Origin of the sequence: Pseudoxanthomonas sp. Root630, assembly GCF_001427585.1 — a bacterium.
Classification (GTDB): Bacteria; Pseudomonadota; Gammaproteobacteria; order Xanthomonadales; family Xanthomonadaceae; genus Pseudoxanthomonas_A.
Genome location: NZ_LMGY01000015.1, coordinates 1 through 13,688, shown reverse-complemented (window position 1 = coordinate 13,688; position 13,688 = coordinate 1). Strand labels below are relative to the sequence as shown.

The following is a 13,688-nucleotide window of genomic DNA, read 5'->3' as shown; positions in this document are numbered from 1 at the left end:
TGCTTGCATCGGCCACCCACCTCCAGGCCCAGACCTGCCCCTCGACGCCGCCTCCCATGGACGTGCTGCTGTTCGTGGACAATTCCGGCTCGATCCTCGCCGACGAGTTCGACGCTGCGCAGCAGGCTATCGCCAGCATCGCCACCTCCATCCTGAGCCGCCCCGGCTACCGTTTGGCCGTGGTCAACTGGGCATGTACGGATCAAGATACGACGCGAGCCGGCTGCCGCATCGACCTGGCCACGGCTCCCGGGGCCAACGGAGGCTGGTACACCACGGCCTCCAGTTTTGCTTACGCCGGCAACAACAGTGCCGGCAACCGCGTGTGCCGGTCCTTCGGATACCCATACAGCAACTGCGGCGACACCTATTTCGCCACAATCGTCGGCGGCGACTATGCGCAGCACGGGCTGAAGATGCTCGATAGCGCGCTGTACGCCGGCGGGGGCACGGGTGGCACCGACGGCTATAACGCACCGACCGTCGCGCCGGGCCCGCCTACGCAACGGCTGATGATCATCCACCTGACCGACGCCATTGTTGATGTATCTACCCGGATCGCCGAGGTGCCGGCGAGTGACGCTGCACTGGGTCGCTACTATTACAGCAACTACATGAAGAACCAGCGCAATGCGCTGATCGTCGGCGTGGGCGTCGATGGCACCAGTACTAACCCCACGGCAAGGCAGCAGCTGGGTGCGTTCTCAAGCAAAGGCGGCAGCAGTACCGACTACGACGCCCTGCACGCCAGTGAGCCCTCCACGCAAGCCTACGACACCGGCACGCCACGCCTGGCCACGTTCGCCGCCACCTTCAACGCCTCGCAGATCATTGCCGCCGCCAACGCCGCCATCAATGCCACGGTGCCCGCCTGCGTGGTGCTGCGCAAGCAGACCGTGGATGGGTATGGCAGCTTCGATTTCACCGGCGGCACCAACGGCCTGCCGTCCAGCCTGACGCGGACCACCACCCTGGCGAACAACCCATCGGTGGGAGCGGCCTATGGCCTGACGTACTTCAACACCGACACCAGAATCACCGAATCCATTCCGTCCGGCTGGCGGATGACCGGGGCGGCCTGCGTCAATGCGTCCAGCGCCACGGTCCCGGGGGTGACCTACAACCCGGCTACCGGCCTGGTAACGGTCCCCGCCGCCCAGATCACCTCCGGTGCGCAACTGACCTGCACGGTGACCAATACGCTCGTTGCGACGATTCGCCTGCAGAAGGCGTTGCCGAACGGACGCGCGGTGGCGACGGACCAGTTCACGCTGGGCATGAGCGGGACCGGCGCACCCGCGGCGGTGACCACCACCGGCAGCGGTAGCACCGCCACCGGCGTGCTGACCCATGCCAGCGCCACGCCCGGTACGGCTTATACGCTGTCGGAGACGGCTGCGGCGGGCGCGAATCTCGCCAGCTACGCCACCACCTACGCCTGCACCAACGCGCGGCCAGGCGGCCAGACGCCCAGCGGCAACGGCACGAGCTTCGCCATCACACCGGTGGCGGGCGACGACCTGACCTGTACCTTCGCCAATGCGTTCGCGCCGCCGCCCAACTTCGGCGTTTGCGACGCCAAGATGTACCTGGACCAGGTGAATACCGCCGTCAGCCCATACATCTCCAGCCTGTATGACGTGGGCTACGCCACATCGCCGTTCACCTACTCCGTCCTGGGGTCCGGTTTCGCCCGCAATGGCATCGGCTACAACATGGCGGACAACTACATCTACGGCATCACGTGGAACACCGCCGTGGGCAACCAACTGGTGCGGGTGGGCGCCGACGGCAGCAGCACCATCCTGGGCGCGGTGACCGGCCTTCCGGTCCTCAATTACAACAACGGCGTCATTTCGCCCGCCGGCGACTACTACGTCCGCGATGGCGGCACGGGTGGTCCTCCTACCGGCAACATCCTGTACCGGATCAACCTGGCCACGCGCGTCGCCACCCCGATCACGCTGAGCCGGTCGATCTACGTGTCCGACCTGGCGTGGCACAACGGGTTCCTGTACGGCGTGCACTTCAACGGGGGCGGCCCCGGCACCCTGGTCCGCATCGACCCGGGCACAGGCACGGTGACCGAGATCGGTCCCACGCCGGACCTGGCCAGCGCCATCGCGTTGTGGGGGTTCAGCAACGGCCTGTACGGCAGCTACGTCGGCCCGATCTATGCCATCGATCCGGCGACGGGTGCGACGACGTTCATGAGCAACGCGCCAACAGCACTGGGTGGAGATGGTGCCAACTGTCCGGGAGCGGCGATCACGTTCAACGCGGACCTCGGCGTCACCAAGACCAACACACCGGCATCGGGCCCCAGCGACCTGCCGGGCGATACGTACGGGCCTGGCGAAACGCGCACCTACACCCTCGTGGTGAGGAACAACGGCACGTTCGGCGCACACGACGTGACCGTCAGCGATCCGTTGCCCGCCGGCATCGCCACTGCGAGTTGGACGTGCAGCGGCACGGGCGGCGGCTCCTGTACCGCCAGCGGCGGCGGAGCGATCAACGACACCGATGTCGGACTGCCGCCCGGCGCCACCGTGACCTACCTGCTGACGCTGACGGTGCCGGTGGGCTACACGGGCGATCTGAGCAACACGGCGACGGTGACACCGGGACCGGCGACGAACGACGCCAATCCGACCAACAACACGGCCATGGACGTGGACGTGGTCGCGATCGCAGACGTAGCGGTGACCAAGACGGCATCGCCCACCACGGTGGTAAGTGGCGGCGTAGTGGACTACACGCTCGTGGTCACCAACAACGGCCCGACGGGCGCGACCAACGTGCGGCTGTCGGATACACCAGCGGCGGGCCAGGATTGCACGCTACCCAGCGGCACGGCCACATGCGTGGCCGCAGGCGGAGCGAGTTGCCCATCGCCTACGGTGCCGGTGGCCACGCTGCTGGGCAGCGGTATCACGCTTCCGTCCCTGCCGGTGGGTGGGCAGGTGACCGTGGTCCTGCGGTGCACCGTGACCGCCAGCGGTCAGTAAGTATCAAGGGGAAGGCGCGTCGGAACGACCGGCGCTGTCCGTCGCCGTGGCTTCGTTTGCTGTGGGTCGGGCCATCAAGGAGTCCCGGATCTGGCGCGTGATGGCATGGTCGGGCCCCAGGTGGCGACGCGCTTCCACCAGGGCGTCCTGCAGCAGCCGTTCCGCGGATGCCGCGTCGGAGGGGATATCGCCCGCCTGCGCACGTGCCCGCACGCGAAGCGCCTGCGCGAGCGCAAGACGTGCGGAAGGGGCTGGCCAGTGCCGTTGTCGCGCGGTCTGTACCACCTCCTGCAACAGCCCGATCGCTTCGTCGACCTGCGCCGATGCGCGCGTCGAGTCCATCCCCGCGGTCAGCGGCGATGCCAGCATCACGCCGGCCAGCATCTCCTTGGCGGCGAGCGTCGCTTCGTGGCGGGGACCTAGCGTGTCTTCGTACAGGGCCGTGGCTTCCCGCCCGAGTTCGATGCTGCGCGCGACATCCGTTCCTGCTTGCGCGCGTGCCTCGAGGAGGCGCTGCCGGGCGTATTCCGGGTGACGGGTGCCGAAGCTGGCCACGATGGAGTCGTGGGCCTGCTGCAGGACCGTCGCATCCACGGAGGCGGGTGAGGCCAACAGCGCGATTTCGAGATTCAGGCGCACGCTGCGCGCGGTGTCCGGATGCGCGGCGCCAAGCCGGTGCCGGCGTGAATCCAGCAGGGCATTGGCGATGCGCAGCGCTTCCTGCGGATGTCCTTCGCGCGCGAGCAACGTGGACAGCGCTTCCCGCGCAGGGTCGGCGGAGGCGGGCATGTCCGCACTCGCTTGCGCGATCGCACTGCGCAAGTCGCGCTCGGCATCGGCCAGGTTCAGTAGTTGGGCGTGCCATTGGCCGCGCAGGGTCAGCAGATCGATGCGTGTGGCGCGCGCGAGCGGCGCGGGCAGGTCGCCCGTCGCCGTATCCGCGAACGCGAGGGCTTCGAATGCGGCAGCGTGGTCCGACAGGCCCCAGTGCGCGCGCGCCAATTCGGTCAACAGACCGAGCGAGGTCATGTCGGTCTTGTGCCGCGAAGCGGTGATCTGTTGCAGGCCCGCCAGGGCTGCATCGCGGGCATCGGCGTGCCGGGCCTGCAGGTTCAGCAGGGTGGCGAGCGTGGCCTGGGTGTCGGGGCGCAGTGCGGGCTCGTCGGCCAGCAGGCGGTTGGCTTCGTCCGCGAGCGCGAGCGCGTGCGGATAGTCGCCGAGGACGGCGTAGCTCCGTGCGAGCGAAACCAGCGCGCGCGCCTTGAGGGCCGGACTGGACTCGAGCGGAAGCCGGCGCAGGTGGGCCTCGGTCTGTTCCAGCAGCAGGCGCGACGACGAACGCGTCTCCGCCAGTCCGGACAGTGTGGCGGAACCCAGCGTCTCTTCGAACAAGGTGGAAACCGCCTGCATGTCGCGGTCCTCCTGCCGGTCGCGCAGCTGGTACCAGGCGAACATGCCCGCGCCCGCGAGAACGACCAGCAGTGTGCCGGCAGCGAGGATGCTTGCGACTGCGTGGCGCCGGACGAAGCGGTGCGCCACGTACAGGCGTCCGCCGCCGCGCGCGCCCACCGGTTTGCGTTCGAGCCAGTGCTGGAGGTCGGCGATCAGCGCAGCGACGCTCACATAGCGGTCGGCGGGGTCTGCCGCGACGCACTTGAGCGCGATGGCATCCAGGTCGCCCCGCAGTCGCGCGTGCAGCTGCGCGTTGTCCCGGCACCGGCGATCCGACGCCACGCCCGCCCACGCAACGTGGGCGAGGGAGGAGGGCGGCTGCGCCCTGGCGATGGGCAGGCGGGTGAAGCTGGTGTGCAGCGGCAGCACCGGGCGCGGCCAGTTCGACACGAGCAACTGGTAGAGCATCACGCCCAGCGCATGGATCTCGCTGGCGACCGTCGAGGTCTCGCCGGCCAGGACTTCCGGCGCCGCGTAGCCGTTGGATACCGCGATGCGCGGTGAGGCGACGCCGTCGGCGCCGTCGATGACGGCGGACAACCCGAAGTCGACGAGATACACGCGACCGTCGCGTGCCACCAGCACGTTGCCGGGCTTGATGTCCTGGTGCAGGACGCCCCGGTGGTGCGCGTAGTGCAGGGCATCGCACGCCTGCAGCAGCAGGCGGATGCGTTCGGTAAGGGTCAGCGCCTGCTGGTCGGCCCAGAGGTCGATCGACGTGCCCTGCACGAGTTGCATCGCGAACCAGGGATGCCCATCCGCCTCGACGCCGCCGTCCAGCAACGGCGCGATGTGCGGATGGTCGAGCTGCGCGAGGTGGTTGCGTTCGCGCATGAAGGCATCGATGAGCGAGGGCGAAGACATCTCCCTGCGGATGCACTTGAGCGCCACGCGCTTTTCGTAGTGGCCATCGGCGCGGCTCGCTTCGTAAACGGTGCCCATGCCACCCGTACCGAGCAGGGACTCGATGCGCCACGGGCCCAGCCGATTGCCGATACGCGGACAGGCGACATCGCCTTCGTGCGTGGCGGCTTCCTCGTTCGCACCGGGGATGCCGAGCAGATCGTCGAACCCCATGCCCTCGAGCGGATGGGTCGCTGCATCGGCGGCCAGCAGGCGGAGGAGCACGTCGTGGAGAGCGGGATCTTCGGAAGACAGCCGCGCGAGCGCCGAGGCGCGGCGCGGCGGAGGGAGTTCGACGTAATCGTCGAACAGGGCGAGCGCTCGGGCCTCTAGGTCGGACATCGGCGAGGATCAGGCGGGAACGGGATGCCGTGCGTGTCCCGGCGCGAGGGGACTCCCCCGGGCGCTGCGGATGCAGACAAGGGGAAGGATCGGAGCTTGGAAGCGCGAGCGGACATGCGTCCCATGGCGCGAGCGTAGCGCGCTTCGCGAAGGAGAAGCATGCCCGCAGGAAGATGGCGCGCCCGGAGGGATTCGAACCCCCGACCTGGCTTCGGAAGCCACTATCCAAAGTCTACTCAGAAGAATTTAAAAAAGAAATGAGATGCATCATGATATCTTAAATTATTGATTTAATGAAGAAATAAACATCACGTTTGTCGGATGCGATGATGCAAAAGGGTATGCTGCATCCATTGACGTTGGGGGCTTCGCTGGTATTTTGTGTCACACATAGGTTGTCGTGGGTGAGTAATGGCACGCATGGATGCTCAGGCTGGCGCTTCAGCTAGTCTCAAGGAGCTGGTCAGTTGGCCTTGCACAATGAGGCTGCCTATTGCGTTGCCGGCTTGGCAGGGTCCGTTGTGCCAAGGGCTCAGAAACGTGCTGGCCAACGCTCCCGCGGAGGCACACCTTTTCCCTCGTGTCTTGGCTCATTCGGCGCGATACGGGAACGAGCTCGTCGAGCGAGCCTCCAACAACTCCCTTGGCCGCGATCTCAGTACTGAGGAGTTTCCGCTAGCCACCTTCCTTCTGTCCCTGCGCGAACGCCCTAAGCATCGCATCGCCTGGACGCTGTCTTGGCTCGCGCTGGAAGCCCACTTGTCCGGTGGGCGCGAAAAAATGGTTCTCGAGCTCACTGGGGCGATTCGTGGACTCAGGGGCCATTCGAAGCTGAACGAGACCGTGGGCGACTGCGCCGGTCCATCCTTGCTCTTGGCGAAGATGCTGCGGCTTCGATCTCAAGACTCTGACCTTGGTATTACCGGGCATAAGACTTTTGATCCGCTCTGGAAGAGTGAGCTGGAGGCGTACTGTCACTCACTGTTCGCCCGTGATGAGCGAGGGGCGTCAGATCCGGACGAACTGGTAGATAGCCCGTTGCACCTGCCAAGTCCGCTCACCGAAGCTCCAGGCGATCAGCCCGGTGAGGACCCCGATGAAGGGCCCTACTGCATCGGGTCGTCCGTGGACGTGGAGCAGGTGATCCGGAGTGGCAAGTTGAGGTTCGCCATGGACTGGTCGGCCCATATGAGCCGGCAGGGCGCCCCCGACCTGCTTAGGCCGCAAGAGAACGTCCTTCCAGCGGATCTCCGGGAGCGAGCTTGGGAGTTGGCGCTCTCCACAACACAGTTCGCGCTACGAGCCAAGGATGTGTTGGAGGCGGAGCTCGGCATGCTTGAGGTGCTTGCAATCGAGGTTGGACTGAGTAGTCGTGAGGCACTTCGGATTGGCTTCGGGCCGGCTGCAGCAAGTGGTGTTCCTGTCATTGATCTAGCCATTCAAGCCTTCCGTCGCCCAGAGGTGTTGCCCCCAAACTACTTCCTGCCTCAAGAAGGCGATTCAAGATGGCTCCCGACGGGGGGTGACATCATCTTCCCGCTGTCAGGCCAATGCGTGGATCTGCTTGAGCAGCTACTCCGACTTAGGGAAGAGAAATACCCTGATAGCTCACAGTCCCTGTTGCTGGGGGCTGACGCGAGGAGCCTTCCAAATAGGGTGCGGGACTGCGCCAAGTCGGCTTATCGCCTGTCCTTGGCGATCCATCTGGCCGGCTCGCTGGGCATAGATGCAGCCCAGCGAGCTTTCGGCGATACCTTTGGACTGTCTACTGCCGCAACCTTCTATGGTGCGCACCCTGCGGCTGAGCTCGCCAGAGCCGTCGAGAGCGCAAACAACTTTTCAGGCCCGGGACTGCAGACATGGGTAGGTTCCGCGGATCACTGGCTGGGCTCGAGGGTGAGGCCGATCAAGCCTCCTTATGCTGAGGCCTGGTCCAGGCTGGCAGGAGACCCCCACAGGGGCAAAGGCCGCCCCTCTGAAGATCGACTGCTTCAGGACTGGCAGCGGCGACGCGACCGGCTGCTTGTCCACTTTCTACTAGCGACCGGTCACCGACCTAACAACAGTGTGTTGGAGCTCACGCTCCACGACTTCATTCCAAGGCATGCACTGGCCATAGCGCACGATAAACAGGCCGACCCAGCGCATGCGACACGTTTGGTATGCACGGGGTGGCGATTCGTCGGCGAACTTGAAGGGTATGTCGACGAGCTGAGACGAATAGCGAAGAGAAGCAACAACAGATCAGCAAGGCTCGTCGCTGATTCAGTGCTTGCAGGCGCTTCACCCCTCTTTGAGCTACCAGCGGACGCTGGTCAGCAACGCCCTTGCAAAATTCGAGAGACACTGACGTCGTTGAGCCAGCTATGGGGTGATCGCCCCAACGTTCATCGACATGGGCTATGCCAATTCCTGACCCAGGAGCGAGTGGATCCCGAGTTGAGATACTTCCAAATGGGCTGGCTATCCCATGCCCATCATGCGACGTCCGATTCTGCCCCTCATCCTGCCTATAAGCTCGGGCACGAGTTGGCCCCACTTTTGGACAAGTGGCTCGACCAAAGTGGTTGGGAGGGTGGGACGCTACCTAAAGATCCCGCTGAGATTGTTCCCCTGTTACCACTCTGTGACTGGAGCGAGAAGCATGTGGAACACGATCAGGCAATTGCCCGCGCGTACTCTGTTATCAACGTGGCGCTGTCTGAATCGATGGACAGACTGAAGCCTAAAGTCTTGGAAGTCTTGAAGGCGGGCATTGAGCTAGTCCTTCCGGAATACCAGATCACCTTGGCCAACTACGGTCTGGCTCTCACGCCCGCTCGCCTTGGCGAGCGTAACCAGCCGAACATTCTCAGGCGTCATGTAGAAGCCATTCTGGCGCCATTCGCAAAAAGTCCCTACGGACCCGATGATCGGTATGTGGCGGCTCGACTGCTGCGGGAAGGACTCTTGCGGGTCGCCAGACTGCACAACTGCCGCGTCCATCTTCCTCAAGTGCCTTTTGTGTCCAGGCATCAGGTCCGCAGTCCGTTCCTCCGGGGCTTGGGTATAGCGGTGGCGCAGATGGATGCAGTGCAGGCTGCCCTGATCAAGAAGCTCGCGACTGCCGGCCAAGATGGACCTGAGGCGATAGAGCTGGCGGCGATGACGGCGCTGTCTCTCTTGATGCACTCGACACGCAGTGCTTGGGATGAGGTCTTGGACGTACTCAGATCACTCGACAGCATGGAGCATGCGAACAACCAAGAGTGGAACGTCCGAGTGCCGTTCCAGAAGGGTCATGCAATGCTCTATGGAGACTCGGCCATCTTGGCAGTGCGTCTTGTTCAGAAAACAGGCTGGAAGCAGGCGGTCGAGTTGCTGGCCCAGCGTCAAGGTTCTCGCCTAGCCTCGTTCATCGCAGAGCTGGTACCTTCCCTAAGCTCCGCCGGCGTCGCCAACCGAGAGCTTCTGCAGCGATTCATCGCGACGGCGAACACATCAAAGCTAGTTCTCGCCAATGGACCGGAACGCCTAGTAATCAGTGGCGCGGCAATTCCGACAGCGGTCTCCTGCGGACGTGCCATTGGTGTCATTGATGAGCTCACCACGCCGGATCCTTCCCCAAATGAGGATGAGAGCCTGGACCAGACGCTGGCATCACCTCCCATGCGTGCGAACCCCGCTCATCGAGCACTTCGCCACATCGCGGAAGTAATGCGCGCCTTCGATCACGATTTCTCTGAGCCGATACTTGGCCAACCGGCGGAACCGCCGAACAAACGCCGGCTACAACTACGTAGGCTCGTAGAAGACGCTCTTGCAAGGGCTGGGACTGAACCGACGAAGGGTCGGCTTCTCTTGGAGTACGTCTGGCACCTGCTTAGGCTAGGCGGGCCGCGTAGTGCCGGAGGGCAAGCGCTGTCGACTATCCGGAAGACGTACCATCGAATAGAGCCGGTTCTGAGAGAGCTGGAACCCGACGAACTGCTCACAACGCTATCTGAAGACGAGGTCACAGCGCTATGTAGCGCGGCCTTCAAGAGGTCGAAGCGCTCAAGCCACCAGCAGGTAGTGGAAGAACTGCGTCGATTCTTCCGGTTCGCAGCATTGCGCTACGAAGTGAAAGAGCCGACATGGCATCTCCTTTATCGAGTACATGGCCGGCAGGCACCTGCAGGCGACCCTGCGATGCTCAGTAACTCAGAGACGTCTCGTGTGCTGGATGAACTCTATGCCAACGTCCTTGCGCTCGAGAAGATTGATGCTGACCCAACGGAAAGACGGTACACGGAGTGCTGTCTGGCCGCCGCTCTTCTTGCAGAATCCTCCGGTGCTCGTCCGCGATCTATTCACGGACTGACCTTGGATGATGTCGCCCTCGGTTCATGCCAAGACTACATCCTGTTGAGAAGTAGAGGTCGTTTTGCATCCATCAAGACACCAACTGCTGCGGGCTACATTCCACTGGAGGGTGGGCATTGGAGCAAGTACGGATCATGGTTCGCAGGGTGGTATGCCAAGGCCTGTGTTGGGACCCCTGTCGAAAGCAGGTCGAGCACTCCGATGTTCCAGATCCCGGGACAACCCGTTGGCACCCGTTATGAGTTGCGGACCATCTTCGATCGCATCGGGTCCTTAATCAAATGGAGCACCCAGCGTCAGAAGGGCAGAACCTACTGGCTGCGCAAACGGAAAGTCAGGTTGCGACACATCGCGGCCATGGCTTTGCCTCACCCCCGGGCGAGGGACATGGCGGCGGCGATGCGCTTGAACGGGCACGCGCTGATGGTCACGCCATTGGTAAGTTATCTCAGCGAGCCAGGGGCATACCTTTCACTGGATGGTTCACTCCAGGCGGTGGGTTCAAGACAGGGCTCAGCAGGAATAAGCGGCCTTTCCCTCAAGACGATCGACGGCGCAAGGCGAGCCGGCATGCATGGATCGCGCGCCTTTGTAGCAAGAATGCTGCGACTGTCGCCATCACAGTCATCAGGCATGTATCTGCCAGAACCGCCGCATCCGGTGAAGCATACAGGTGACCTGTCCTGGTCGAGTGTCGCCCACATCCTGCGAGCACTGGCGGAGAGTGCAGATACGTCTTGGATTGCTGAGCGCCTTGGCACGACGAGACGGCAGGTCGAATCGGTAGTAGAAGCGCTCTCGGCATTCAATGCTCGAACACTGGGCGCACTCGGGGTGGGGGGCAGCATCGAAGTCCGCCGGGACGTGGGGCTCGCTCGAGGAATTGATGAGTACCTTGTGAGAGAGGATCCCCGACTGGCGTCGATCGCTGCCGACTGGGTCAGCGTCTCTCGGAGAGCCTTAATGTCTGAAGGGTGCCAGCTGCATGACCAGGCGGCCATAGACGACCTGCGCGCACTGTGTGGCGAGCTCTGGCCCAGTGTCCGATTGAGTGAAGAGCAAGAGTCTTACGGTGTTCGAACCTTCACGTTCAAGGCTGGCAAGGGAAATGCCTATGGTGCTTGGCCGGCCTTGCGTTGGGCTTTGGCGACGGCGTGGATTGCCGATGAGCGCCTGAAGCGGAGGGCGCGCGGCGGGCAGATGTAAGGCAGGGCGGCTGCGACGAATACGCGCTATGAGGGGGTAAATCATAGGCGCATAGCCGTACTCGTTACATGGGGCGTGCAATCTAATACTTGCTGGCCGGTCTTCGGCCGGCGACCGCCGGCCCCGGCCATGAGGTCGACGCAATGACGAGTGAAACTATTCCCTTGGACGAGCGGGAGCTGGTCGCAACGCTGTCTGCGTGCTCTGAGAAACTCCTGCCAGCTCCAGATGCGTCAATCGTCGAGGCCCCCGAGGTCCTTTTCGCGTTTACTGAACTAGTACTCGCGTTGAGAGCTTCGCTCGAAGACGACGTTCTCATCGGTAATGTGCGCATCGCAAAGGGCGCATATCTTGTAGATATCTACTCTGCTGAGAAGCTAGGGTCAATGCAGTCAAGCCTCGAGCCGTTGCTGGAGCAGCTTGGCACGGGCGTCGTTAGCCTTGAACTCAACGCTGAAAGGTCCCGACCTCTATCAGCGGCGGATTGCGGGGTAGCCAAGGGCATGCTGGCGATCCTTGAAGCATCGAAGGATCTTGCAGCTGCAGGGGCCATTGTTGAAGTTGACCACGCCAGCGGTGCGGCTCAAACGCTTCCAGCGCCCACTCCTAGAGCTATCTCAGCCCTCCCAGTACTCAAGGACCGCCAATCGAGGAAGGTGGATGGGGAGGTAACAGGCCTTGGTCGAGGCGATGCGCGGGGATGCGAGGTTCAGATCGATGGCGGACGCTACTTCATCGTTCGGAACCTAATGCTTGAGGATGCATGGTCATGGGTAAAGGCCAGGACGAAGCTGACGGGAAAAGCCGATTGGGACAATGGCCAGTGGGTGGTAGGCACATACCAGATGCATGAACAGCAAGCGTTGATCTATTGAGTGGCACTATGGGTCATGGAGCACAGTGGCTGATCTATGCACCAATCAGCTAGCTCGCCTCATAGAACTTCAATCCGCTTCTGGCCGTTAGCTGACCGGGGAGGATAGGTGTTCGCTTTCGACCCGAAGCGGACGCCTATCTAGTGGAATAGGATTGCACCGACGTCATTCAGCGTACTTGGCCGGCTCCGACTTCCATTCGTCAAATTCCGCTGGCCCGGCGATTTGCCCGCTTAGTTTGGCCACTTGTGGAGCGCGGCTGTCTAGGGTTTTGTCCAGAAAGCCATGTCCTTGTCGGCCGAGATCTTTCCGTGACCAGGATCAACTTGGCCAGCGAATGCGCCGTTGTAAGGTTCAGCGCCCTCACATTCAGAGAGAATAATTTGGGCGACTAGGAGCCCAGGGTATAGAACCAAGGGAACTTCGCCAAGATTCAGCAGCTCAAGGGTGATAGTCCCACCGAAGCCAGGTTGAATCGCAGTCGCGGTCGCAATCACAAGCCCTACACGCCCCCATTTTGATCGCGACGTCACCCAGCCAGCCAGCGTAGGAGGCAGCTTGACGTACTCAAGTGTGCTCCCTAGAACTAGCTCGTTGGGATGCAGGAAGAACTTCGAGCCAAAATTGGCATAGTGGCGAGAGTTGTAGCGAACGAGTCGAGGGTCATCGGTTGCTGGATCTATTGCCTGTAGGTTACCCCGGCGTGTGACCACGAAGTCGTTTCCCAAACGAATGTCAATCGATGCCTCACCGACTTGGTTCTTGTTAAGGAGCGGAGTTACGACGAGCCGGGTCGACGGATCTTCACTGTTAATGGCTGCTATTAATCGTTGCCGCCCGAGAACGCTCATGGCGCTGTCCTCGGGAACTTCTCCAAGTAACAGCGTTGCAGTTCAATGTACTCAATTCCGCGCAGTGTCTTCTCATTGAGCCGGAAGAGCGTATAGCTTTCGTCGCCGGGACCAGACTGAGCGCCGTCTAGCGAAATGAGCCACGCGGCGAGCACGGCGGACCGAGCGTCGACTTGTACCGGTGCAAGTGCGCTTCCAATTTCATTAGGAGGGAGCCCGTCAAGAAGGCGTTCCACGAGCTTCGAACACTCGTTTCGCTGTGCACTTGTCGGATAGAGAGCGGCACCCATTGCGTTTCTCGCAAAGGCTTGTGCGCTTGGCAACGTGACGTTAACCCAGTCATAGGCGATTGAGACAAACGGATCATGGGTGATCGCCTGCACGTCGCTCCTAATGCCGATCAAGCGATCGATGTGATCAACCAAAGAAACGCCCGCAGCGAAAGCCTTGCCTGTCTTTGGGTCATCGACAAACTCAACTAGCGCATCAAGATGGCCCTCTGCGCGGCACAACTCAAGCGAGATCCTTAACCTCATCCGCCCAGGTGGGTAACCGTTGTTTGCGAGGGAGGGGACCCGGTCCATGCTCGCGTCAAAATGGATCTCTGGTACGCCCCCGCTTTCGTAGACGGTTAGGGGCTTTGTTTTGAGTTAACCGCCTCAAACATCATTGGCGCAAGGCCTCCCAGATGTCCATGGCGGCGC

General features: G+C 62.4%; 6 protein-coding genes. 3 read left to right on the top strand and 3 right to left on the bottom strand.

Annotation, left to right across the window (positions count from 1 at the left end):
* Nucleotides 1-56 precede the first annotated feature (56 nt).
* Nucleotides 57-3,011, top strand: coding sequence for a DUF11 domain-containing protein (locus tag ASD72_RS10345; RefSeq protein ID WP_235577994.1), 2,955 nt, complete (start codon nucleotides 57-59; stop codon nucleotides 3,009-3,011).
* A gap of 3 nt (nucleotides 3,012-3,014) precedes the next feature.
* On the opposite strand, the gene ASD72_RS10340 is transcribed toward ASD72_RS10345, so the two are convergent.
* Nucleotides 3,015-5,708 (bottom strand): serine/threonine-protein kinase, encoded by a 2,694-nt coding sequence (locus ASD72_RS10340; RefSeq protein ID WP_056879873.1) that lies wholly within the window; start codon nucleotides 5,706-5,708, stop codon nucleotides 3,015-3,017.
* A 540-nt stretch (nucleotides 5,709-6,248) separates the two neighbouring features.
* Here ASD72_RS10340 and ASD72_RS20950 point away from each other — a divergent pair.
* Together ASD72_RS20950 and ASD72_RS10325 are read left to right on the top strand one after the other, a co-directional pair.
* Nucleotides 6,249-11,258 (top strand): hypothetical protein, encoded by a 5,010-nt coding sequence (locus ASD72_RS20950; RefSeq protein WP_155944601.1) that lies wholly within the window; start codon nucleotides 6,249-6,251, stop codon nucleotides 11,256-11,258.
* A gap of 143 nt (nucleotides 11,259-11,401) precedes the next feature.
* On the top strand, nucleotides 11,402-12,133 hold the full coding sequence (locus ASD72_RS10325) for a hypothetical protein (RefSeq protein WP_056879870.1): 732 nt from the start codon (nucleotides 11,402-11,404) through the stop codon (nucleotides 12,131-12,133).
* A 263-nt stretch (nucleotides 12,134-12,396) separates the two neighbouring features.
* Here the strand turns inward: ASD72_RS10325 and dcd are convergent, their stop codons facing one another.
* Together dcd and ASD72_RS10320 are read right to left on the bottom strand one after the other, a co-directional pair.
* Complete coding sequence (gene dcd / locus ASD72_RS20625) at nucleotides 12,397-12,984, bottom strand: dCTP deaminase (protein ID WP_081420280.1); 588 nt, start codon at nucleotides 12,982-12,984, stop codon at nucleotides 12,397-12,399.
* Nucleotides 12,981-13,568: a hypothetical protein gene (locus ASD72_RS10320; protein WP_056879869.1), complete on the bottom strand. Its 588-nt coding sequence runs from the start codon at nucleotides 13,566-13,568 to the stop codon at nucleotides 12,981-12,983. Before ASD72_RS10320 ends, dcd begins: the two co-directional genes overlap by 4 nt.
* Between the last annotated feature and the right edge of the window lie 120 nt (nucleotides 13,569-13,688).

What these genes read in the sequence shown, in the direction of transcription:
- dcd (WP_081420280.1), bottom strand. Translation starts at nt 12,984, where the DNA reads ATGAGCGTTCTCGGGCGGCAACGATTAATAGCAGCCATTAACAGTGAA.
- ASD72_RS10320 (WP_056879869.1), bottom strand. Translation starts at nt 13,568, where the DNA reads ATGGACCGGGTCCCCTCCCTCGCAAACAACGGTTACCCACCTGGGCGG.
- ASD72_RS10340 (WP_056879873.1), bottom strand. Translation starts at nt 5,708, where the DNA reads ATGTCCGACCTAGAGGCCCGAGCGCTCGCCCTGTTCGACGATTACGTC.
- ASD72_RS10325 (WP_056879870.1), top strand. Translation starts at nt 11,402, where the DNA reads ATGACGAGTGAAACTATTCCCTTGGACGAGCGGGAGCTGGTCGCAACG.
- ASD72_RS10345 (WP_235577994.1), top strand. Translation starts at nt 57, where the DNA reads ATGGACGTGCTGCTGTTCGTGGACAATTCCGGCTCGATCCTCGCCGAC.